The following is an 18,199-nucleotide window of genomic DNA, read 5'->3' on the forward strand; positions in this document are numbered from 1 at the left end:
TTTGAGATGGGGGTCCCCCTGGGGACTGGGGGCGGGGGCAAAACCAGCCCCTCCGGCGTTTGAGGAGCGGGGGTCCGGGGGCTGGCCCCCGAAGCGGGGTCCAGGGGCGGCAGCCCCGGGCGGGGACATGGGGCGGCAGCCCCGGGCGGGGACATGGGGCGGCAGCCCCGGGCGGGGTCCAGGGACGCAGGTCGCCGGAGCTGTCCGCTGAGGACTTCGGGAAGGGGCGGGGTGGGGAAGAAAGAAGCAGGCCACACCCCAGCCCGCACAGGCCTGACCACCGCCCCCCGCGGGTATGTGTCCGGACACGGGGCGCGGGATGGGGTGCAGACATGGACAGCGGCGTCGACGGTGAGACAGGCAGACGTACACCCCCCGGCAGGGGCCTGCAGCGGCGGACGTTCCTGATCGGCTCGACCGCCGCGCTCGCGGGCTGCACGCTGCAGCCGCAGACGGACGACGACGACGCGCGACCGCCCGGCGCGGGCGAGAAGGGCTGCGTGCCGCTCGCGGTGAAGGTGGACAACGTCGGCCCCGCCCGCCCGCACACCGGCCTCGACCGCGCGGACATCGTCCACGTCGAGCAGGTCGAGTCGGGCCTGAGCCGCTTCCTCGCCGTGTACGCCACAGGCCGCCTACCGGAAGCCGTGGGTCCGGTGCGCAGTGCCCGGGAGAGCGACCTGGACCTGCTCGGGCAGTACGGACGCCCGGTCCTGGCCTACTCCGGTGCGCAGTCGAAGCTCCAACCCCTCATCGCCGCCGCGCCGTTGGAGCCCCGTACGCCAGGCCAGGCGGAAGGTGCGTTCTACCGGGCCGCCGACCGCCCCGCCCCGCACAACCTGTACGTACGCCCGGCCCGCCTCGATCCGCGGCCCACCGCCTGCGACCCGGCGTCGTTCGGCTTCCGCGTCGGGCCCCGTCCCCCGAACGGCAAGGACACGCCCCGGCACACGGTGCGGTACCCGGCGGCCCGCTTCGGCTTCGTCTGGTCGGCAGAGGACGAGCGCTGGCGCGTGGAGCTGGACGGCGAGCCCTCGGCGCTCACCCCGTCGACGGTGCTCGTGCAGTACACCCGGATCCGCGACTCCCGCTTCCAGGACCGCTGGGGCAGCGTCTCGCCCTTCACGGAGACCACGGGCTCGGGCCGCGTCCTGCTGCTGCGCAACGGCCGTGCGTACGACGGACGATGGACCCGTACGGCCAAGGACCGCCCCACGGACTACCGCACGGAGGGCGGCCCCCGGCTGTACTGCGCGAAGGGGCAGGTCTGGGTGGTGTACGTGAAGGAGTGACGCCCTTCGGCACGTGCACACCATCCGGCACGTGCAAACCGTCCGGCACGCGCACACCGTCCGGCACGTGCGCCTGCGTCCAAGCGCGCTCCCCGTTTGTCCATGGCCCGCGACAACGGCCCCCAGTAGCGTGCCCGCACCCCCGCCGGACTCGGCGCCCCCACCGGATCGGAGCGCGTCATGCCCCTGCGCCGTACCGTCACCGCCACCGTCACCGTAGCCACCGCACTCGCCGCCGCCACCGTCGTCGTGGGGACGCCGACCGCCGCTTCGGCACGGGGTGCGGAGGGGACACGGTTCCACGTCGACTGTGCGCGCGGCGACGACGCGTCCGCCGGGACCGCACCGGGCACCGCCTGGCGCTCCCTGGAGCGGGCGAGCCGTCAAGTCCTCGGCCCCGGCGACCGGTTGCTGATCCGGCGCGGCACCGAATGCACCGGCGTACTGGCCCCGAAGGGCGCGGGCGCGCAGGGCTCTCCCGCCGTGATCGACGCGTACGGGAAGGGCGCGAAGCCCCGCCTGGAGGGCGCGGGGGCGCGGGCCACCGTGCATCTGGCGAACACCGAGCACTGGCAGATCCGGAACCTGGACGTCTCCAACACCGGCGACGCCCCCACCACCACGGACCGCCGCGCGGGCGTCCTCGTACAGGCCACCGACTACGGCGTGGCCGAGGACTTCACGGTGCGCGGCGTGGACGTGCACGACGTCAACGGCGCCGACTTCAAGGATCCGGACCCCTCGGGCGGCATCCTCTTCGTGGTGCAGGGGTCGACGCGGCCGACCCCTTCGACGGCGTCCGGATCGAGGACTCCACGGTCCGGCACGTGGACCGCACGGGCATCGGCACGTCCTCCACCTGGGGCCGCCGTCCCGAGCACCCCGAAGGCCCGGGCACCAGCTGGGAGGCGATCACCGGCCTGACGATCCGCGGCAACGACGTCCGGGACGTCGGCGGCGACGGCATCGTCGTACAGAACGCGCGCAAGGCGCTGGTGGAACGCAACTACGTGGACGGCTTCAACATGCGCTCGGCGGGCTACAACGCCGGGATCTGGGCCTGGAACTCCGACGACGTGCTGTACCAGTACAACGAGGTCACCGGCGGCCACGGCACCCGTGACTCGATGGCCTTCGACTTCGACGGCGGCAACAACCGCAACGTCTACCGCTACAACTACAGCCACGACAACGAGGGCGGCTTCCTCCTCGTCTGCAACGGCGCGGGCATGACGACCCGCGGCAACCGCTTCCACGACAACGTCAGCATCAACGACCGCAACACCACCGACCCGTACGCGGTGATCTCCGTCGTCTGCAACCCGTCGACCGACACCCGGATCTACCGCAACACGGTCGTCACGGACCGCGCCGACACCGCCCTCGTCTCCAACAACGGGCAGACCGGCACGACGTTCGAGGACAACGTGTTCGTCGGCGCGGCGGGCGCGGGCTCGCCCATCGAGGACACGATCAGCACGTACCGCAACAACCTGTACTGGCACACCGCACAGCCCCGCGACCCCGAGGCCGTGAACGCCGACCCGCTGCTGCGCTCGGCCGCCCCGCGCACCCCGGACGACCTGCGGCTCCGCCCCGGCTCCCCGGCCCTGGCTGCGGGCTCGGTCACCGAGGACGACGGCACCCGCCACGACTACTTCGGCAACCCGCTCACGGCGACCCGCAACATCGGGGCGGACCAGGGCTCCGGTAAGTAGCGCGGGAAGTACGGGGACCGGCCTCGGGTTGGCCCTGGCAAGGCCTCAACTCCCCCTGTACGTAATCGACTTGGTGTCGTACGAGCGGACCGACGGCGCCTTGTCCGTACTGCCGCGCTCGGCCGGGTCCCGGGCCGGTGGATGGTCGAGGGCGACCTCGGTGGGCTGTGCCGCGGCGACCACGCTCGGGCTGGTGACCGCGACGGCGCCGAGGATCACGAGCCCCACGGCCACCGGGGCGAGGGCGCGGCGCGGGCCGGGGCCGGGGCCGGGGCCTGGTCGCGGTCGGCCGCAACCGGCCGCTTGCAGCAGGGCCGCGCAGCCGTCGCCCGCGCGGTGCAGGGCGAGTTGGATGAGCGGCGCTCCTGCGGTGGCGGCGACGGCGAAGACGACCGCGCCGGCCGTCGTGCCGTACAGATGCAGTTCCGAGGCGAGTGCCATGCCCGCGGCGGCGGCCAGTCCCGAGCCCAACAGCTGCGGAAGGCTCGTACCCGGCCTGGCGTGCCGGGCGGCGGTGTGCCGTGCTCCCATCGTGCTCCTTCGCACATCGTTCGGTCCGTCCCCACCGATGCTCGGGGCCACCGAGGCAGATGGCGGGGGCATCTTGTTGGACGCGCGGTGAGAGCCCGTGCCTCGCGCGTGATGGCCGCTGCGCACAGCTTCACGCGTACGGAAAATCCCTCGAAATCCGGTGGAATTCGGCGCAAGAGCCCGCGCCGCGCACCCGCCGGATCGGGCCGGAAAGGGTGAACGCGCCGCGGGCGGTTGGCCGCCCCGGCGGTACCGCGTGACACCCGTACGGAAGGACTGCGCCAGCCAATCCAGTCCGGAAGCCATGGGCGCTCCGGACGCTAGGGACGACGGAGGCGCTGCGATGACAGCGAGATCTGCACCGGCCGACCGCACCACCAGCACCACCAGCACCACCCGCACCACGGGTCGCACCGCCGACCGCACCACCCGCACCACGGGTCGCACCGCCGACCGCATCACCCGCATCACGCGCACGACGGGCACCACGCGCACGACGGGCACGACGCGCACGGCGGGTCGCACCGCCGGTCGCATCACTCGCCGCGGCGCGCGCCTGCTCGCGCTCGTCGCGGCCGGTGCGCTCACCCTCGGCGCGGCGGCCGACGCCGGCTCCCAGAGCCGGGGCTCCGGGGACAACGGCCGGGTGGCCGCGGGCCCGCCGAGCCAGGTGTCGCCCTTCACCGGCCGGCCCGCCGACCCGGGCCAGGTGCTCGCGGTGAAGTTCGACAACTCGCGCAAGGCCCGCCCCCACCAGGGCCTCGACAAGGCCGACCTCGTGTACGTCGAGAAGGTCGAGGGCGGGATGAGCCGCCTGATGGGCGTGTACGCCAGCCGTTTGCCGAGCTCGGTCGGCCCGGTGCGCAGCGCCCGCGTGTCTGACGTCGAGCTGCTGCGGCAGTTCGGCAACCCGGCGCTCGCGTACTCCGGTGTGCGCAGCTCCCTGACCAAGTACCTGGACCGCTCGCCGGTCCACGTACGGCCGCACAAACGGGTGCCCGAGGCCTACTTCCGCAAGCCCGACCGGCCCACCCCGCACAACCTGTTCGTCGAACCGGAGGCGCTGCTGCGGACGGCGCCCGAGGCCAGCCGTGCCGCCGACATCGGGTTCCGCTTCGGCCCGGCCCCGCAGGGCGGTGTGCCGACGGACAGCCGCACCGTGCGCTACACCGCCGCGAGCCATACCTTCAACTGGTCGCCGTCACTGCACCGCTGGCGGGTCTCCTTCGACGGCGCGCCCGCGATGCAGGCCAACGGCCGCCAGATGGCGCCCCGCACGGTCGTGATCCAGCACGTCGCGATGCCGCCGTCCAAGTACCGGGACGTCAACGGCGCGGTCACCCCGTACATCAAGACCGTCGGCCAGGGCACGGCGACGGTGCTGCGCGACGGCAGGGCGTACGAGACGCGCTGGAGCCGGCCGGACGCCGACTCGGGCACGACGTTCACGCTCCCCGACGGGCGGCCGATGCCGTTCGCGAAGGGCCAGGTGTGGGTGGTGTACGCCGACCGCTGAAGCCCCCGGGGTGCGCTCGCGCCCTGCCTAGGGTGGCCGCATGGAAGCCCTGGCCGACCCGCCCTTCACGCTGATCCCCGGTGCCGCCGACGCACCCGTCCTGCTGCATGTCCCGCACGCCGCGCGGACCGTGCCGCGGGCGGTGCGCGGCGGCATCGTCCTTGACGACGCGGCGCTCGCCCGGGAGTCGGACCACATCGTCGACGCGCACACCGACACCCTCGCCGCCCGCGCCGCCGCCACCGCGCGCCGCACCCCGTGGCAGTTCGTCAACCGGCTCTCGCGGCTCGTCGTCGACCCGGAGCGCTTCCCGGACGAGCGCGAGGAGATGCGCCGGGTCGGCATGGGCGCCGTCTACACCCGCACCACAGGTCAACTCCCCCTCCGCGCCGCGGATTTCGACGACGGTCCGCTGCTCGACCGGTACTTCCACCCGTACGCGCAGGCCATGACGGAAGCCGTACGCGAGCGGCTCGACGCGGCCGGCCGCGTGGTGATCCTGGACGTGCACTCGTACCCCACGCACCGGCTGCCGTACGAACTCCACGGCGACGGGCCCCGGCCACCCGTCTGTCTGGGCACGGATCCATTCCACACCCCGCCCGCGCTCCTCGACCGCGCCGAGTCGGCGTTCGCGCGCTGCGGCACGACCGGCCGGAACAGCCCGTTCGCCGGAACCTATGTGCCGCTGGAGTTCTACGGCGTGGAGCCGCGCGTGACGGCCCTGATGGTGGAGATCCGCCGCGATCTGTACATGACCGAGCCGGGCGGCCCCGCGGGCCCCGGCCTCGACGTACTCGCGGACGCATTCGCCGACCTCGTGGACTCCCTTACGGGGCAGTCGAGTTGAGACAGTCTTCGCCATCCCTGGCCGTCGGGGCTCGGGTCACGACGAGTCCTTCATCACCGTCCAGCCGCCGTCGACGAGCAGACTGGAACCGGTGATGTACGAGGCCTCCTCGGCGGCGAGGAACGCGATCGCCGCCGCCACCTCCTCGGGCTTGCCGAGGCGCCCGGCCGCCGTCTGGGCGGCGCTGCGCTCGCGGTCCTCCTGCGACAGGCGGTCCCAGGCACCGGTGAGGACCGGCCCGGGCAGGACGGCGTTGACCCGCACCTCCGGGCCGTACTCCACGGCGAGTTGACCGCAGAGCGAGACCAGGGCGCCCTTCGTCGCCGCGTACGCGGGATGGCCCGGGATGCCGGCGTGCGCGTGCACGGACGAGGTGAGGACGACCGCGCCGCGCTGGGCGCGCAGTTCGGGCAGCAGGGCCTTGAAGCCGAGGAACGAGCCGGTGAGGTTGACGGCCAACTGCCGGTTCCAGGAGTCGAGTTGCATCTCGTGGGCGCGGGTCACGTCCACGGTGAAGGCGTTGCTGACGAACACCCCGACCGGGCCGAACTCCGCCGCGGACTCGGCGACCCGGCGCCAGTCGTCGGGCTCCGCCACATCGGCCCGCACGAACTCGGCCCGCCCGCCCTGCTTGCGGATCGCGGCGGCGACGTCCCGGCCCCGCTCCGCCGACACGTCCGCGAGCACGACGGCCGCGCCCTCGGCCGCGAGCCGGACCGCGCTCGCGGCACCGATCCCGGACGCGGCCCCGGTGACGACGGCGACGCGACCACCGAACCTGCGTCCTGCGGTGGGGAGTTCGGCAGAGGTCATGGGATCGACCCTAGTGCGCAGGGCCTGACGGCCGATACTCCTCGACAGGGGCTGGGGCAGCGCTTCGGCAACGGGCAGCGGGCAGCGGCTCGGCGGCGGAGGCGCGCGGGGCGGGTCAGCGCCGGCGGGGGCGCGCGGGGCGGGGCGGGGCAGCGGCGGCGCGGGCTCACGCTGGGAAGTGCCGCACGGTTCGTACGTCGTGGTGGCGTCTCCTGGGGCCGTCCCTCCCCGAGGTGCTCCCAGGCGCGGACATCACCGGGTCCGTGAACATCCGCACCATGGATGCGAGGGAGTCGGGGCGGCGCGCGTCGAGGAGCCGGCCGGTGGGTGTCACCGCGAACACGTGCTGCATGACCAGCTCCCGGTCGGCGCCCTCCGGCTTGCGTACGTCGTCGTGAGTCACAGTGATCATCCCCCTGAAGTCCCTGGACGAGACCCGGGCGGGCAGGCTAACGAGCCACGAACTGCGTCAGAATCGCCTGCACTTCGTAGATGTTCACGCCCTTGGTGAAGGTCTTCTCGATCGGCGCCGACTCCCCCGACACCCAGATCTTCAACTCCGCGTCCAGGTCGAAGTGCCCGGCCGTCTCGACGGCGAACCGCGTGATGCTCTTGTACGGCACGGAGTGGTACTCGACCTTCTTGCCGGTGATCCCCTGCTTGTCTATGAGCACGAGCCGCCGGTCGGTGAAGAGGATCGTGTCGCGGATCAACACGTAGGCCGCGTAGACCTGTTCGCCGTGCCCGAAGAGCCGCGCGTACTCCTGCTGCGCCTTGCCCGGGTCGACGGTGTGCGCGTTGCCGAAGAGTGCCATGTCCTGTACCCCCGTGGATGGTCGGTGCCGGTTGATCCCGTACTCCGCACTGTAACCGCGCCCACTGACACTCCACGTCGCCGGACCATCGCACCCGTCCCGGCCCGCGGCAGCCCAGCTGTCACGCGAGACCACGAAGTGCTGTCCACCCAGGCCCTGTTGCGCCTCAGCAGCCGTCGGCCACCCGCAGCCCCCGGACCCGAGCCAACGCAGCCGAAGCGGCCCGGAACTCCATGCCGGTCCCCGCGCCCCCGATCCGCACGGAGATGCCCTCCGCGGGCGTTCCGGAGATGCGCACGGCACGGGCTGCGCGAGCGTCCCAACCGTGGATGCGCACATCGGTCGCCTCGCGGAACACGACAAAGAACTCGCAGGAGTTGGCCCCGCTGGGCCATCCCTCGGGCAACGGCGACGGCAGCACGTCCGTCTGCAGACCCAAGGTGACCGAACGGTCCCGCTCGTCGAGATGGAGATGGGTCAGTACGCAGGCACCGAGGGCAGGCACGGCCATCCCGTGAAGGTCAGCGAACTCGCCCGCCGATTCCTGTTCCCGGACCCAGTCACTCGCCATAGAAGCGCCTTTCCCACGTCGGGGGCAGTTCGGAGTAGAGGCGCCGGTCGATCGGCTGGAGAAAGGCGTGGCGCCCCCGGTCCTCGCCGTCGGCCGTGGCTCGGAACACGCTCAGGTGACGCACCAGCAGGGCGTCGCTGCAGCTGAATTCCAGATCGACCCCGGCGCCGGTCACGGCGACCCGCAGACGCCGATGACCTTCGGCCCGTACGGCGATGTCGGCGACAGTCGGCGGGTCCCAGCTCCGGAGCGTGAGGTCCGCGACGGCCAGAAAGGTGAGGTGCAACTGCAGAGTGTCCGCCGACCCGGCACGCCACTCCTGCGGAACGCGGTCGGGAAAGCGAGGCAGGTCCAGCCGCAGGACGACGGTCGGGCCGCGCCACTGCACGTTGACCGAGCGCAACCGCACCGCGTCCAGCGCCGGGACTTCGTCGTAGTAGGCCCTCAGGCCCTCGCCGTTGGCAACGAATTCCGCCCATTGCGCGCCCACGCCGCCCCTCACACCCCCAGCTCGGTGAGGACGCGCAGGGCCTCGATCGCCGCTTCGGGCTCGGGGAACTCCCGGTGGATGCGGCGCTGGAGTCGGGGGCTGAGGGTCACCGGGAGTCCTTTCGCCGGGCGGAAGCTACAGGGAGCGGGGGCGACACAGGTAACGAAAGATCCCCACGGTTCTGGGAACCGTGGGGATCTGATCTGTGTCCGAGGGGGGACTTGAACCCCCACGCCCGATAAAGGGCACTAGCACCTCAAGCTAGCGCGTCTGCCATTCCGCCACCCGGACTAGGTGTACGCCGCCCGCCAGGGCCTTGCCCCGCGGCGACATGGACAACAATACCAAGGATTCAGAGTGCCTTTCACCTGCGTATCCCTCGGCCTGCGAGCCTGCCCCGGCCGGAGACTGCGGCGGATCTTCGCAGGTCGGGCGCGGTGTGCACCGTGCGTGGCCGGACGGACACCCATTGTCGATCTTCGGTGTCGCGAGCCGGCCCGCGTGGGGCGGGGCCGGCTCGCGAGTGGTGTGCGTCACGGCACCCACGGACGGGTCACGGCATCAGGTGGTACTCCGGGAAGTTGCCGGGCAGCGGCTCCCTCTCGTCGCCCTGGGTGACCGCGCGGATCAGGAGTTCGCCGCCGACGAAGGCACCGCGCCACGAGGCCCCGAAGCCGCCGAAGAGTTCCTCGCGGTCGCCGCGCGAGCGGGGCTTGTCGTGGCCGACCTTGAAGGCGCGGATCTGCGGGGCGAGCCGGTCGTACGTCGCCCGGTCGTCCGTGGAGAGCGTGGCGACCAGCGCGCCGTTGGACGCGTTCATCGCCGCGAGGAGTTCCGCCTCGGTGTCGACCAGGACGATCGTGTCGACCGGACCGAACGGCTCCGCGTGGTGCAGCGGCGACGACGACGGCGGGTTGAGGAGGGTGACCGGCGGGACGTACGCGGATGTGTCCTGGCCGGGCAGGAAGTGGCCGTCGGCGAGGGTGCCGCGGTGCACGGGCACGGCGCCGCGGTCGATGGCCTCGGTGACCTGGTCGGTGAGTTCCTTGGCCTTGGCCGCGTTGATCAACGGGCCGAAGTCCAGGCTCGGCAGCGGGTCCGCCGGGTCGGCGACGGCGAGCGGGTGGCCGATGCGGATGCCGCGCACCGCCGGAAGGTACGCGTCCAGGAACCGGTCGAAGAGGGAGCGCTGGACGACGAAACGGGGGTAGGCGGTACAGCGCTGCTTGCCGTAGTCGAAGAGTTTCGGGATGACCGCGGAGAGAGCGTCCCAGTTCGAGTAGTTCCAGATGCCCCAGGTGTTGAGGCCTTCCTGTTCGAGGATGTGGCGCTTGCCGAGGTCGGCGACGGCCGTGGCGACGGCGGCGCCGGTGTCGCGACCGCCGACGAAGGACACGCAGCCGATCTCGGGCGCGCGCACCAGCGCCTCCGAGAGTTCGCCGCCGCTGCCGCTGACCAGGGTGATCGGCACCCCTTCGCGGGCGGCGAGCGCACAGGCAAGGGTGAGGCAGGCGAGGCCGCCGTCGGTGGGCGTCTTGGCGATCACCGCGTTGCCCGCGAGGGCCTGTACGAGCATGGCGTGGACGAGGACGGACATCGGGTAGTTCCAGCTGGCGATGTTGGAGACCGGTCCGTCGAGCGGGGCGCGGTCGGCCAGCATGGGCTCGACGCCGTCGACGTACCAGCGCACGCCGTCGATCGCCCGGTCCACGTCCGCCTGCGCGAGCCGCCAGGGTTTGCCGATCTCCCAGACGAGGAGGAGGGCGAGGAGTTCGCGGTGCTCGGTGAGGGCGTCGAGGGTGGCGGCGATCCGGGCCCGGCGCTCGGCGAGCGGGACGTGCCGCCAGGCGCGGTGCTGGTCGAGCGCCGCGCGTACGGCCTGGTGGGCGGTGGGGGCGTCGAGGCGCGGCGGGCCGGCGATCGGGGTGCCGTCGACGGGGCTGGTGGCGGGCAGGGTGCGCCCGCCGGGCTGCCAGTTCGCGGCCCAGAGGTTGCGCACGCGGTCGTCGAGGAACGCCTCGGGGGCCACGTCCCGGCAGCGCTGCCAGGCGTCGGTCCAGGCCGTTCCTTGTTTGAGGGTGAGAGTGGGGGCGAGGGTGTTGGCGGTTGCGGGGGCTTGGTCGGGGGACGCAGGGGCCATCGTGTTCTCCGCTCTCGGTGCACAGTCGGGGGCGGGGGGGTGTGCGGCTGCCTCAGGAGGAGGCGAGGCGTTCGAGTACGAGCCGGGCGGTCTCGGTGGGGGTCGCGCCCACGCGTACGCCCGCGGCTTCCAGGGCTTCCTGCTTGGCGCGGGCCGTTCCGGAGGAACCGGAGACGATCGCTCCGGCGTGGCCCATGGTCTTGCCCTCCGGCGCGGTGAACCCGGCGACGTAGCCGACGACCGGCTTCGTGACGTGCTCGCGGATGTACGCGGCGGCCCGCTCCTCCGCGTCGCCGCCGATCTCGCCGATGAGGACGACGAGTTCGGTCTCCGGGTCGTCCTCGAAGGCCTGCAGGCAGTCGATGTGGGTGGTGCCGATGACGGGGTCGCCGCCGATGCCGACGCAGGTGGAGAAACCGATGTCGCGCAGCTCGTACATGAGTTGGTACGTGAGCGTGCCCGACTTGGAGACCAGGCCGATGCGGCCGGGTCTGGTGATGTCGGCGGGGATGATGCCCGCGTTGGCCTGGCCGGGGGTGATCAGGCCGGGGCAGTTGGGGCCGACGACTCGGGTGCCGCGCTGTTTCGCGTACGTCTGGAAGGCGACCGTGTCGTGGACGGGGATGCCCTCGGTGATGACGACGGCGAGCCCGATCCCCGCGTCGGCGGCCTCGGTGACGGCGGCCTTGCAGAACGCGGGCGGGACGAAGACGACGGTCACGTCCGCGCCGGTGGCCTCGATGCCTTCGCGTACGGAGCCGAAGACGGGTACGGCGCGGCCGTCGAAGTCGACGGTGCGGCCGGCCTTGCGGGGGTTGACGCCGCCCACGATGTCGGTGCCCGCGGCGAGCATGCGGCGGGTGTGCTTCATGCCCTCGGCGCCGGTCATGCCCTGGACGAGGACCTTGCTCTCCTTGGTGAGGTAGATCGCCATGGTGTGAACTCCTCTGCTCCGGGCGCTACTTGGCGAGCTGGGCGGCGCGCTGGGCGGCGCCGTCCATGGTGGTCAGCTGCTCGACGAGCGGGTGCCGGTGGTCGTCGAGGATGGCGCGGCCCTGCGCGGCGTTGTTGCCGTCGAGGCGTACGACGAGGGGTTTGGTGAGGCGGATCTCGTCGAGGGCCTGCACGATTCCGTCGGCCACGGCGTCGCAGGCGGTGATGCCGCCGAAGACATTGACGAAGACGGACCTGACGTCCTGGTCGGAGAGGATGACGGAGAGTCCGTCGGCCATGACCTGGGCGGAGGCGCCGCCGCCGATGTCGAGGAAGTTGGCGGGGCGGGCGCCGCAAGCGGCGACGACGTCGAGGGTCGACATGACGAGGCCCGCGCCGTTGCCGATGACGCCGACCCGGCCGTCGAGCTTGACGTAGTTGAGCCCCTTGGCGGCGGCCCGCGCCTCCAGGGGGTCGTCGTGGTCCGTGTCCGCGCCGCCCCAACGCGTCTGGCGGAAGCGGGCGTTGTCGTCGAGCGTGACCTTGCCGTCGAGGGCGAGGAGCCGGGCGTCGCGGGTGCGGACGAGGGGGTTGACCTCGACGAGTACGGCGTCCTCCTCGGTCAGGACGGTCCACAGCTTGACGAGGACGTCGGCCGCCTCGGGCGGGAGCTGTGCGGCGCGGGCGATCTCGGCGGCCTTGTCGGCGGTGACGCCGTGCGCGGGGTCGATCGGGATGCGGGCGACGGCCTCGGGGCGGGTCGCGGCGACCTCCTCGATCTCCATGCCGCCCTCCGCGGAGGCGATCGCGAGGAAACGCCCTGCGGCGCGGTCGAGTACGTACGAGACGTAGAACTCGGTCTCGATCTCGACTGGTTGGGCGAGCATCACCTGGTGCACGGTGTGCCCTTTGATGTCCATGCCGAGGATCCGGCGTGCCGTCAGCTCGGCGTCGGCCGGGTCTTCGGCGAGCTTGACGCCGCCCACCTTGCCGCGTCCGCCGGTCTTCACCTGGGCCTTGACGACGACGCGGCCACCGAGGCGGTCCGCGATGAGGCGGGCCTCCTTGGCCGTGCCGGCGACCTCGGCCGCCGGCACCAACACGCCGTACTCCTCGAAGAGTTCCCTTGCCTGGTACTCGAACAGGTCCATTTCGGCTCCTGACTCAAAAGTGCCGCACGCCCCCTGGACACCACTGACCGGATGCGGGATAACAAGCTTCATACAGTATTCGTCGACTGTATGCAATCTGCCGCGACAGCGGTGAACGCAGTGCGTGAAGCGTGTCTGACACGTGCGCTACAGCAGTCCACGGGCCATCCGTGAGCTGTGAGTGAGGACGCCAACTCCCCTACGAAGGGACAGGACTTCGCCATGCCCGACGAGAACAGCCAGCAACTCATTTCCGGTGGGCACCTGGTCGCCAAGGCACTCAAAGCGGAGGGCGTGGAGGTCATCTACACCCTGTGCGGCGGCCACATCATCGACATCTACGACGGCTGCGTCGACGAAGGCATCGAAGTCGTCGACGTACGCCACGAACAGGTCGCCGCCCACGCCGCCGACGGCTACGCCCGCATCACCGGCAAGCCCGGCTGCGCCGTCGTCACCGCGGGCCCTGGCACCACCGACGCGGTCACCGGCGTCGCCAACGCCTTCCGCGCCGAGTCACCGATGCTCCTCATCGGCGGCCAAGGGGCCCACACCCAGCACAAGATGGGCTCCCTGCAGGACCTGCCGCACGTCGACATGATGACGCCCATCACCAAGTTCGCCTCGACCGTGCCGGACACGGCGCGCGCCGCGGACATGGTGTCCATGGCGTTCCGCGAGTGCTACCACGGCGCCCCCGGGCCCTCCTTCCTGGAGATACCGCGCGACGTCCTCGACGCCAAGGTCCCCGTGGACAAGGCACGCGTGCCGCAGTCCGGCCACTACCGCGCCTCCACCCGCTCGGCCGGCGACCCCGAGGCCGTCGAGAAGCTCGCCGACCTCCTCGTACACGCCGAGAAGCCCGCGATCCTGCTCGGCTCCCAGGTGTGGACCACCCGCGGCACCGAGGCCGCCACCGAACTCGTCCGCACCCTCAACGTGCCCGCTTATATGAACGGCGCCGGACGCGGCACCCTCCCTCCCGGCGACCCGCACCACTTCCAGCTCTCCCGCAGGTACGCCTTCTCCAACGCCGATGTCATCGTGATCGTCGGCACCCCCTTCGACTTCCGGATGGGCTACGGCAAGCGGCTCTCGCCGGACGCGACCGTCGTCCAGATCGACCTGGACTACCGCACCGTCGGCAAGAACCGCGACGTCGACCTCGGCATCGTCGGCGACGCGGGCCTCATCCTGAAGGCCGTCACCGAGGCCGCCTCGGGCCGCCTCAACGGCGGTGCGTCCAAGCGCAAGGAGTGGCTGGACGAACTGCGCGCCGCCGAGCAGACCGCCCTGGAGAAGCGACTGCCGAACCTGCGCTCGGACGCCTCCCCCATCCACCCCTACCGCCTGGTCAGTGAGATCAACGACTTCCTCACCGAGGACTCGATCTACATCGGCGACGGCGGCGACATCGTCACCTTCTCCGGCCAGGTCGTGCAGCCCAAGTCGCCCGGCCACTGGATGGACCCCGGTCCGCTCGGCACGCTCGGCGTCGGGATACCGTTCGTGCTCGCCGCGAAGCAGGCCCGCCCCGACAAGGAGGTCGTCGCACTCTTCGGTGACGGCGCGTTCTCCCTGACCGGCTGGGACTTCGAGACTCTCGTCCGCTACGAGCTCCCCTTCGTCGGCATCGTCGGCAACAACTCCTCGATGAACCAGATCCGTTACGGCCAGAAGGCCAAGTACGGCGACGAGCGCGAGCGCGTCGGCAACACCCTCGGCGACGTTCACTACGACAAGTTCGCCCAGATGCTCGGCGGTTACGGCGAGGAGGTCCGCGACCCCGCCGACATCGGCCCCGCGCTGCGACGGGCCCGCGAGTCGGGCAAGCCCTCGCTCATCAACGTCTGGGTGGACCCGGACGCGTACGCCCCCGGAACCATGAACCAGACCATGTACAAGTGAGGAGCTGAATCGTCATGACGACCAAGGCTCTTGAGGGCGTGCGCGTCCTCGACATGACGCACGTCCAGTCGGGCCCGTCCGCCACCCAGCTCCTCGGCTGGCTCGGCGCGGACGTGGTGAAGCTGGAGGCGCCGAGCGGCGACATCACGCGCAAGCAGCTGCGCGATCTGCCGGACGTCGACTCCCTCTACTTCACGATGCTCAACTGCAACAAGCGGAGCATCACCCTCAACACCAAGACCGAGCGCGGCAAGGAGATCCTCACCGAGCTGATCCGGCGCTCGGACGTCATGGTCGAGAACTTCGGCCCCGGGGCCGTGGACCGCATGGGGTTTACCTGGGATCGCATCCAGGAGATCAATCCGCGAATCGTCTATGCCTCCATCAAGGGTTTCGGTGACGGTCCGTACACCAACTTCAAGGCCTACGAGGTCGTGGCGCAGGCCATGGGCGGGTCGATGTCGACCACGGGCTTCGAGGACGGACCACCGCTGGCGACGGGGGCCCAGATCGGCGACTCGGGAACCGGCATTCATGCCGTCGCCGGAATTCTCGCGGCGCTCCTGCAGCGGGAGAGCACCGGGCGGGGGCAGCGGGTCAACGTGGCCATGCAGCATGCCGTGCTCAACCTCTGTCGGGTGAAGTTGCGCGATCAGCAGCGCCTGGCCCATGGCCCGCTCGCTGAATATCCCAACGAGGACTTCGGCACGGAAGTTCCCCGATCCGGCAACGCGTCCGGCGGAGGTCAGCCCGGCTGGGCGGTCAAGTGCGCGCCGGGCGGCCCGAACGACTACGTGTACGTCATCGTGCAGCCCGTCGGCTGGCAGCCGATCGCCAACCTCATCGGCCGGCCCGAACTGGGCGACGACCCCGAGTGGAACACGCCCGAGGCCCGGCTGCCGAAGCTGAACAAGATGTTCCAGCTGATCGAGGAATGGTCCTCGACCCTGCCGAAGTGGGAGGTCCTGGAACAGCTCAACTCCCACAACATCCCGTGCGGACCGATCCTGTCGACGAAGGAGATCGTCGAGGACGCCTCGCTGGCCGCCAACGAGATGGTCGTCAAGGTCCAGCACCCCGAGCGCGGTGAGTTCACCACCGTCGGCTCCCCGCTGAAGCTCTCCGACTCCCCCGTGGACGTGATCAGTTCACCGCTGCTCGGAGAGCACAACGAAGAGGTGTACGTCGGCGAACTCGGCCTCGGGGACGAGGAGCTGCACCTGCTCAAGTCGAACGGAGTGATCTGACGTGATGGCAGAGGACCGCACGCAGACGGTGCGGGCGCTGCTCGACGCCGTACGTGCCGACGGCCGCACCGCGCTGACCGCGCCCGAGGGCAAGGTGATCGCGGACGCGTACGGAATCGCCGTACCGGGCGAGGAGCTGGCGCGGGACGTGGACGAGGCGGTCGCGGCGGCGGCGCGTTTCGACGGGCCGGTCGTCCTGAAGATCGTCTCGCCGGACATCCTGCACAAGACCGACGCGGGCGGCGTGATCGTCGGGGTGGAGGGCCCCGCCGAGGTGCGGACCGCGTTCCACACGATCGTCGACAACGCCCGTGCCTACGACGCGGACGCCCGCATCGAGGGCGTACAGGTGCAGCAACTCCTGCCGAAGGGGCAAGAGGTGATCGTCGGAGCGGTCACCGACCCGACGTTCGGGAAGGTGGTGGCGTTCGGGCTCGGCGGGGTCCTGGTCGAGGTCCTGAAGGACGTGACGTTCCGCCTCGCGCCCGTCGACGCGGACGAGGCCGTCTCCATGCTCGACTCGATCCGGGCGGCGGCGATCCTGCGGGGCGTGCGCGGCGCGGCCGGCGTGGACCGCTGGGCGGTCGCCGAGCAGATCCGCCGGGTCTCCGAACTGGTCACGGACTTCCCGGAGATCGCGGAGGTCGACCTCAACCCGGTGATCGCCACACCGGAGGGCGCGCTCGCCGCCGACATCCGCGTGATCCTGTCGGCGGAGGCGCCCAAAACCCGGCGCACCTACGGTAGGGACGAGATTCTGCGCTCCATGAAGCGCCTGATGCAGCCGCGTTCGGTGGCGGTCATCGGTGCCTCCAACGAGCAGGGCAAGATCGGCAATTCGGTGATGCGGAACCTCATCGACGGAGGTTTCTCCGGCGAGATCCACCCCGTGAACCCCAAGGCCGATGACATTCAGGGCCGCAAGGCGTACAAGAGTGTCACCGACGTTCCGGGTGAGGTGGATGTGGCGGTTTTCGCGATCCCCGCCAAGTTCGTGGCCTCCGCCCTGGAGGAGGTGGGCCGCAAGGGCATCCCGAACGCGGTGCTGATCCCGTCCGGCTTCGCGGAGACCGGAGAGCACGCGTTGCAGGAGGAGATCGTCGCCATCGCCGAACGGCACGGCGTACGCCTCCTGGGTCCGAACATCTACGGCTACTACTCGACGTGGCAGGACCTGTGCGCCACGTTCTGCACGCCGTACGACGTGAAGGGCGGGGTCGCGCTGACCTCGCAGTCGGGCGGCATCGGCATGGCGATCCTGGGCTTCGCCCGCGCCACCAAGACCGGTGTCTCCGCGATCGTCGGGCTCGGCAACAAGTCCGACATCGACGAGGACGACCTGCTGACCTGGTTCGGCGAGGACCCCAACACCCAGTGCATCGCCATGCACTTGGAGGACCTCAAGGACGGGCGGGCGTTCGTCGCGGCGGCCAAGGAGACCGTTCCGAAGAAGCCGGTCGTCGTCCTCAAGGCGGGCCGCACCGCCGCGGGCGCGAAGGCCGCGGGCTCGCACACGGGGGCGCTCGCGGGCGACGACGCGGTGTACGACGACATCCTGCGGCAGGCCGGCGTGATCAGGGCTCCGGGCCTCAACGACATGCTGGAGTACGCGCGTGCGCTGCCCGTGCTGCCCGCCCCGCAGGGGGACAACGTCGTCATCATCACCGGCGCGGGCGGTTCTGGTGTGCTGCTGTCGGACGCGGTGACCGACAACGGGCTCTCCCTGATGGAGATTCCGGACGACCTGGACGCCGCGTTCCGCGAGTTCATCCCGCCCTTCGGGGCAGCGGGCAACCCCGTGGACATCACGGGCGGCGAGCCCCCCTCCACGTACGAGGCGACGATCCGGCTCGGTCTCGAGGACCCGCGGATCCATGCCCTCGTACTCGGCTACTGGCACACGATCGTCACTCCACCGATGGTGTTCGCCGAGCTCACCGCGCGCGTGGTGGCCGATTTCAGAAAGCGCGGCATAGAGAAGCCGGTTGTGGCCTCCCTTGCGGGCGATGTCGAGGTCGAGGAGGCGTGCGCGTACCTCTTCGAGCACGGAGTCGTCGCCTACCCGTACACGACCGAGAAGCCCGTCGCCGTGCTCGGTGCGAAGTACCGGTGGGCGCGGGCGGCGGGGCTGCTCGGAGGTGGTCGATGAGCTGAGCGACGGCTCGAACCACGGGGCCTGCGGCGGCCGCTCGCCGCGGGCCCCGGTGCGAAGAGAACGGACAGG

General features: G+C 71.1%; 17 protein-coding genes and 1 tRNA gene. 8 read left to right on the forward strand and 10 right to left on the reverse strand.

What is annotated here, in order from left to right:
* The first annotated feature begins 332 nt into the window (after positions 1 to 332).
* The 3 genes from RCO28_RS28030 to RCO28_RS28040 all read left to right on the forward strand — a co-directional run bounded on the left by RCO28_RS28030 (position 333) and on the right by RCO28_RS28040 (position 3,010).
* On the forward strand, positions 333 to 1,292 hold the full coding sequence (locus RCO28_RS28030) for a DUF3048 domain-containing protein (protein ID WP_308944065.1): 960 nt from the start codon (positions 333 to 335) through the stop codon (positions 1,290 to 1,292).
* A gap of 180 nt (positions 1,293 to 1,472) precedes the next feature.
* Complete coding sequence (locus RCO28_RS28035) at positions 1,473 to 2,216, forward strand: hypothetical protein (RefSeq protein WP_308944066.1); 744 nt, start codon at positions 1,473 to 1,475, stop codon at positions 2,214 to 2,216.
* On the forward strand, positions 2,120 to 3,010 hold the full coding sequence (locus RCO28_RS28040; RefSeq protein WP_308944067.1) for a right-handed parallel beta-helix repeat-containing protein: 891 nt from the start codon (positions 2,120 to 2,122) through the stop codon (positions 3,008 to 3,010). Before RCO28_RS28035 ends, RCO28_RS28040 begins: the two co-directional genes overlap by 97 nt.
* 45 nt (positions 3,011 to 3,055) lie before the next feature.
* Here RCO28_RS28040 and RCO28_RS28045 read toward each other — a convergent pair whose 3' ends face one another.
* Positions 3,056 to 3,541 (reverse strand): hypothetical protein, encoded by a 486-nt coding sequence (locus RCO28_RS28045; protein ID WP_308944068.1) that lies wholly within the window; start codon positions 3,539 to 3,541, stop codon positions 3,056 to 3,058.
* A gap of 343 nt (positions 3,542 to 3,884) precedes the next feature.
* Here RCO28_RS28045 and RCO28_RS28050 point away from each other — a divergent pair, with 343 nt between their 5' ends.
* Positions 3,885 to 5,057 carry a DUF3048 domain-containing protein gene (locus tag RCO28_RS28050; RefSeq protein WP_308944069.1) on the forward strand — a complete coding sequence of 391 codons (1,173 nt, stop codon included), beginning with the start codon at positions 3,885 to 3,887 and terminating at the stop codon, positions 5,055 to 5,057.
* Positions 5,058 to 5,097: 40 nt separating this feature from the next.
* Positions 5,098 to 5,907: an N-formylglutamate amidohydrolase gene (locus tag RCO28_RS28055; RefSeq protein ID WP_308944070.1), complete on the forward strand. Its 810-nt coding sequence runs from the start codon at positions 5,098 to 5,100 to the stop codon at positions 5,905 to 5,907.
* A gap of 36 nt (positions 5,908 to 5,943) precedes the next feature.
* Here RCO28_RS28055 and RCO28_RS28060 read toward each other — a convergent pair whose 3' ends face one another.
* From RCO28_RS28060 to sucC, 9 genes are all read right to left on the reverse strand, one after another.
* A complete protein-coding gene (locus RCO28_RS28060) occupies positions 5,944 to 6,720 on the reverse strand; it encodes an SDR family oxidoreductase (protein WP_308944071.1) in 777 nt (258 codons plus the stop codon).
* Positions 6,721 to 6,886: 166 nt separating this feature from the next.
* Positions 6,887 to 7,132 carry a hypothetical protein gene (locus tag RCO28_RS39465; RefSeq protein WP_374991267.1) on the reverse strand — a complete coding sequence of 82 codons (246 nt, stop codon included), beginning with the start codon at positions 7,130 to 7,132 and terminating at the stop codon, positions 6,887 to 6,889.
* A gap of 37 nt (positions 7,133 to 7,169) precedes the next feature.
* Positions 7,170 to 7,535, reverse strand: coding sequence for a PH domain-containing protein (locus tag RCO28_RS28070; protein WP_161697346.1), 366 nt, complete (start codon positions 7,533 to 7,535; stop codon positions 7,170 to 7,172).
* 166 nt (positions 7,536 to 7,701) lie between these two features.
* Positions 7,702 to 8,046 (reverse strand): Imm50 family immunity protein, encoded by a 345-nt coding sequence (locus tag RCO28_RS28075; RefSeq protein WP_308944072.1) that lies wholly within the window; start codon positions 8,044 to 8,046, stop codon positions 7,702 to 7,704.
* A 49-nt stretch (positions 8,047 to 8,095) separates the two neighbouring features.
* A complete protein-coding gene (locus RCO28_RS28080; protein ID WP_308944073.1) occupies positions 8,096 to 8,596 on the reverse strand; it encodes an Imm50 family immunity protein in 501 nt (166 codons plus the stop codon).
* 206 nt (positions 8,597 to 8,802) lie between these two features.
* Positions 8,803 to 8,887, reverse strand: a tRNA-Leu gene (locus tag RCO28_RS28085).
* A gap of 262 nt (positions 8,888 to 9,149) precedes the next feature.
* Positions 9,150 to 10,736, reverse strand: coding sequence for an aldehyde dehydrogenase family protein (locus tag RCO28_RS28090; RefSeq protein ID WP_308944074.1), 1,587 nt, complete (start codon positions 10,734 to 10,736; stop codon positions 9,150 to 9,152).
* A 52-nt stretch (positions 10,737 to 10,788) separates the two neighbouring features.
* Positions 10,789 to 11,670 carry a succinate--CoA ligase subunit alpha gene (gene sucD, locus RCO28_RS28095; protein WP_308944075.1) on the reverse strand — a complete coding sequence of 294 codons (882 nt, stop codon included), beginning with the start codon at positions 11,668 to 11,670 and terminating at the stop codon, positions 10,789 to 10,791.
* A gap of 25 nt (positions 11,671 to 11,695) precedes the next feature.
* Positions 11,696 to 12,820, reverse strand: coding sequence for an ADP-forming succinate--CoA ligase subunit beta (gene sucC / locus RCO28_RS28100; protein ID WP_308944076.1), 1,125 nt, complete (start codon positions 12,818 to 12,820; stop codon positions 11,696 to 11,698).
* A gap of 222 nt (positions 12,821 to 13,042) precedes the next feature.
* Here sucC and RCO28_RS28105 point away from each other — a divergent pair, with 222 nt between their 5' ends.
* The 3 genes from RCO28_RS28105 to RCO28_RS28115 are packed head-to-tail and all read left to right on the forward strand — an operon-like array spanning position 13,043 to position 18,124.
* Positions 13,043 to 14,728 carry a thiamine pyrophosphate-binding protein gene (locus RCO28_RS28105; protein WP_308944077.1) on the forward strand — a complete coding sequence of 562 codons (1,686 nt, stop codon included), beginning with the start codon at positions 13,043 to 13,045 and terminating at the stop codon, positions 14,726 to 14,728.
* A gap of 14 nt (positions 14,729 to 14,742) precedes the next feature.
* A complete protein-coding gene (gene frc, locus RCO28_RS28110; protein ID WP_308944078.1) occupies positions 14,743 to 15,975 on the forward strand; it encodes a formyl-CoA transferase in 1,233 nt (410 codons plus the stop codon).
* Between the two features lie 4 nt (positions 15,976 to 15,979).
* Positions 15,980 to 18,124 (forward strand): acetate--CoA ligase family protein, encoded by a 2,145-nt coding sequence (locus tag RCO28_RS28115; protein ID WP_308944079.1) that lies wholly within the window; start codon positions 15,980 to 15,982, stop codon positions 18,122 to 18,124.
* Positions 18,125 to 18,199 lie beyond the last annotated feature (75 nt).

It is taken from the genome of Streptomyces sp. LHD-70, assembly GCF_031157275.1.
Taxonomy (GTDB): Bacteria; Actinomycetota; Actinomycetes; order Streptomycetales; family Streptomycetaceae; genus Streptomyces.

Excerpts from the sequence above, each read along its gene's own strand:
- frc (WP_308944078.1), top strand. The coding sequence starts at position 14,743 with ATGACGACCAAGGCTCTTGAGGGCGTGCGCGTCCTCGACATGACGCAC.
- RCO28_RS28055 (WP_308944070.1), top strand. The coding sequence starts at position 5,098 with ATGGAAGCCCTGGCCGACCCGCCCTTCACGCTGATCCCCGGTGCCGCC.
- RCO28_RS28070 (WP_161697346.1), bottom strand. The coding sequence starts at position 7,535 with ATGGCACTCTTCGGCAACGCGCACACCGTCGACCCGGGCAAGGCGCAG.
- RCO28_RS28075 (WP_308944072.1), bottom strand. The coding sequence starts at position 8,046 with ATGGCCGTGCCTGCCCTCGGTGCCTGCGTACTGACCCATCTCCATCTC.
- sucC (WP_308944076.1), bottom strand. The coding sequence starts at position 12,820 with ATGGACCTGTTCGAGTACCAGGCAAGGGAACTCTTCGAGGAGTACGGC.
- RCO28_RS28030 (WP_308944065.1), top strand. The coding sequence starts at position 333 with ATGGACAGCGGCGTCGACGGTGAGACAGGCAGACGTACACCCCCCGGC.
- RCO28_RS28045 (WP_308944068.1), bottom strand. The coding sequence starts at position 3,541 with ATGGGAGCACGGCACACCGCCGCCCGGCACGCCAGGCCGGGTACGAGC.
- RCO28_RS28105 (WP_308944077.1), top strand. The coding sequence starts at position 13,043 with ATGCCCGACGAGAACAGCCAGCAACTCATTTCCGGTGGGCACCTGGTC.
- RCO28_RS39465 (WP_374991267.1), bottom strand. The coding sequence starts at position 7,132 with ATGATCACTGTGACTCACGACGACGTACGCAAGCCGGAGGGCGCCGAC.
- RCO28_RS28090 (WP_308944074.1), bottom strand. The coding sequence starts at position 10,736 with ATGGCCCCTGCGTCCCCCGACCAAGCCCCCGCAACCGCCAACACCCTC.
- RCO28_RS28035 (WP_308944066.1), top strand. The coding sequence starts at position 1,473 with ATGCCCCTGCGCCGTACCGTCACCGCCACCGTCACCGTAGCCACCGCA.
- RCO28_RS28050 (WP_308944069.1), top strand. The coding sequence starts at position 3,885 with ATGACAGCGAGATCTGCACCGGCCGACCGCACCACCAGCACCACCAGC.
- RCO28_RS28060 (WP_308944071.1), bottom strand. The coding sequence starts at position 6,720 with ATGACCTCTGCCGAACTCCCCACCGCAGGACGCAGGTTCGGTGGTCGC.
- RCO28_RS28115 (WP_308944079.1), top strand. The coding sequence starts at position 15,980 with ATGGCAGAGGACCGCACGCAGACGGTGCGGGCGCTGCTCGACGCCGTA.
- sucD (WP_308944075.1), bottom strand. The coding sequence starts at position 11,670 with ATGGCGATCTACCTCACCAAGGAGAGCAAGGTCCTCGTCCAGGGCATG.